General features: G+C 67.8%; 4 protein-coding genes. 3 read left to right on the top strand and 1 reads right to left on the bottom strand.

Features of this window, described 5'->3' with window-relative positions; genetic code table 11:
• The 3 genes from GH737_RS14205 to GH737_RS14195 form a co-directional block, all read left to right on the top strand.
• Window positions 1–700 (top strand): SDR family NAD(P)-dependent oxidoreductase (locus GH737_RS14205; RefSeq protein WP_155265429.1); only part of this gene is annotated, 700 nt, incomplete at its 5' end.
• A gap of 32 nt (window positions 701–732) precedes the next feature.
• Window positions 733–1,194, top strand: a complete 462-nt coding sequence (locus GH737_RS14200) for a RidA family protein (RefSeq protein WP_155265428.1) — start codon at window positions 733–735, stop codon at window positions 1,192–1,194.
• A 32-nt stretch (window positions 1,195–1,226) separates the two neighbouring features.
• The gene (locus tag GH737_RS14195; protein ID WP_155265427.1) at window positions 1,227–2,366 is read left to right on the top strand and encodes a GNAT family N-acetyltransferase; all 1,140 of its coding nucleotides are present in this window, start codon (window positions 1,227–1,229) and stop codon (window positions 2,364–2,366) included.
• Here GH737_RS14195 and GH737_RS14190 read toward each other — a convergent pair.
• On the bottom strand, window positions 2,342–2,689 hold a 348-nt coding region (locus tag GH737_RS14190), incomplete at its 5' end, for an isoaspartyl peptidase/L-asparaginase (RefSeq protein ID WP_196233212.1). The genes GH737_RS14195 and GH737_RS14190 overlap by 25 nt on opposite strands.

Below are 2,689 nucleotides of genomic sequence, written 5' to 3'. Positions count from 1 at the left end.
GGCCGCGGCGCGCAAGTTCGTCGCGGGCGGCTGGCGCGCCATCGGCACCGGCCGCCGCGGCGAGCGGCTGAAGAAGCTGCAGGAGGAGCTGGGCGACTCCTTCCTCCCACTCGAGGTCGACATGCGCGACGTCGCCGCGCTCGAGCGCCTCGTGCAGTTGTCGCGTCCGTGGGGCGACATCGACCTGCTGCTCAACAACGCCGGACTGGCGCCGCCGACCGACCCGCTGCCGGACACCGACTGGGAGCGGATCGAGACGGTCATCGACACCAATGTGACCGGGCTGGTGGCGCTGACCCGCGCGCTGCTGCCGAAGCTGGTCGAGCGCAAAGGACAGATCGTCAATCTGTCGTCGGTGGCCGGCGTCTATCCTTATAAGGGCGGCTCCGTTTACGGCGGCACCAAGGCGTTCGTCCGCCAGTTCTCGCTCGATCTGCGCTGCGACCTCGCCGGCACCGGAGTCCGCGTCACTTCGGTCGAGCCCGGCATGGCGGAGACCGAGTTCACCATCGTCCGCACCGGCGGCGACAAGCAGGCGTCCGACAAGCTCTACGCGGGCATGAACCCGATGACGGCCGATGATTTGGCCGACCTCTTCTGGTGGCTTGCCAACTTGCCGCCGCACCTCAACGTCAACACCATCGAGCTGATGCCCGTCAGCCAGAGCTTCGCGGGGTTCACGGTGACCCGCGAGGCTTGATTCAACTTCCCCCGAGTGCTTGAGCCCGGGCCATGAGTATCGACAACCGCCTCGCCGAACTCGGCATCACGCTTCCGCAAGCCGCGGCCCCGGTCGCTTCCTATGTCCCCGCCGTCGAGAGCGGCGGGATGCTTCACATCTCGGGCCAGATCAGCTTTGCCGAGGACGGCAGCCTGATCAAAGGGCGGCTTGGCGAGGACATGGAGCTGGAAGCGGGCCAGCAAGCCGCCCGCCGCTGCGGGGTCATGCTGCTCGCGCAGATGAAGGCGGCGCTCGGGTCGCTCGACCGCGTGGAGCGCGTCGTGAAGCTCGGCGCCTTCGTCAACAGCGCTCCTTCGTTCACCGACCAGCCCAAGGTTGCCAACGGCGCCTCGGAGCTGATGCAGGAGGTGTTCGGCGAGGCGGGGCGCCATGCGCGAAGCGCCGTCGGAGTCGCCGTCCTCCCGCTCGGTGTTGCCGTCGAGGTCGACGCCATCGTCGCGGTGAAGCCCTAGTTCATCTCGGCGCCACTATCTGACGCGAGGGCATGGCCGACAGCGAATCCGAGATCATCGCCAGGATCGCCGGCGGCGTCTCCGGCCTCAACGCCCGCGCGTGGGACCGGCTGACGGGCGGCGATCCGTTCCTGAGCCATGCGTTCCTCTCCGCGCTTGAGGATTCCGGCAGCGTCGGAACCGGCACCGGCTGGACTCCGGCGCCGATCCTGGTCGAGGACGATTCCTCGCATCTCGTCGGGGCGGCTCCGGCTTATTTCAAGACTCACAGCCAAGGCGAATATGTATTCGACCACGGCTGGGCCGAGGCCTGGGAGCGCGCGGGCGGGAGCTACTATCCCAAGCTCCAGGTTGCGGTGCCGTTCACGCCCGTGCCAGGGCCGCGCCTGCTGGGAAGCCGTCCGCACTCGCTTCTCACCGCGATCGAGGCGTTGACCGTCCAGAACGACCTGTCCTCGGCGCACATCACCTTCATCGACGAGGCAGGCGCCGCGGATGCTGAGCTGCGCGGCTGGCTGGTCCGGCATGGCGTCCAATATCATTGGTTCAACCGCGGCTTCGGCTCGTTCGATGACTTCCTCGCCGCGCTGAGCAGCCGCAAGCGCAAGACCATCCGCAAGGAGCGCGCAGCGGCTGTCGACGGTCTCGAGATTCGCGTGCTTCGCGGCTCCGACATCGGACAAGCCGAGTGGGACGCGATGTGGGCCTTTTACCAGGACACGGGCTCGCGGAAGTGGGGAAGGCCTTATCTCACCCGCGCCTTTTTCAACCTGATCGGCGAGCGGATGGGTGATCGGGCGCTGTTGTTCCTCGCATGCCGCGACGGTCTGCCGATCGCCGGCGCGCTCAACTTCATCGGCCCCGATGCGCTCTACGGCCGCTACTGGGGAACCATCGACGAGGTTCCGTACCTCCATTTCGAGCTATGCTATTACCGCGCGATCGAATGGGCGATCGAGCATCGGCTGGGCTCGGTGCAGGCTGGCGCGCAGGGCGAGCACAAGGTGGCGCGCGGCTATGAGCCGGTGATCACCCGGTCGGCGCACTTCCTGCCCAACCGCAGCTTCCGCGATGCGGTTTCAGACTTTCTCGAAGAGGAACGCACGGCCGTGGCGAGCGAGACCGAGTGGCTGCGGCGCGAACTGCCCTACCGTTCTTCCTCGTCCGAATAGAGGGCGACCATCCGACCGCCGGCGTCGGCCATGCCGCGGTACATCGACGAGGTCGTGAAGCCCCATGCCGCTTGGCCGTCCGGTGCCACCGCGATCAAGCCGCCCTTGCCGCCGAGGCTCGCGATATCCGCCAGCACGGCATCCACTGCTTGCTGGAGCGGCTCGCCGCCAAGCCGCACCCGCTCCGCAAGCTGGTGGGCCGCGACGGCGCGGATGAAATATTCGCCCGAGCCGGTCGCCGACACGGCCGCGGAGCGGTCGTCGGCATAAGTGCCGGCGCCGATCAGCGGCGAGTCGCCGACCCGCCCCCAGCGCTTTGCCGT

The organism is Sphingomonas segetis (genome assembly GCF_009720245.1).
GTDB classification, from domain to species: domain Bacteria; phylum Pseudomonadota; class Alphaproteobacteria; order Sphingomonadales; family Sphingomonadaceae; genus Sphingomicrobium; species Sphingomicrobium segetis.
The sequence above is the reverse complement of the archived record's forward strand: the minus strand, read 5'-3'. Positions and strand labels throughout refer to the sequence as shown.

Bases quoted from the DNA above. Each gene is read 5' to 3' on its own strand.
- GH737_RS14195 (WP_155265427.1), top strand. From the start codon at position 1,227: ATGGCCGACAGCGAATCCGAGATCATCGCCAGGATCGCCGGCGGCGTC.
- GH737_RS14200 (WP_155265428.1), top strand. From the start codon at position 733: ATGAGTATCGACAACCGCCTCGCCGAACTCGGCATCACGCTTCCGCAA.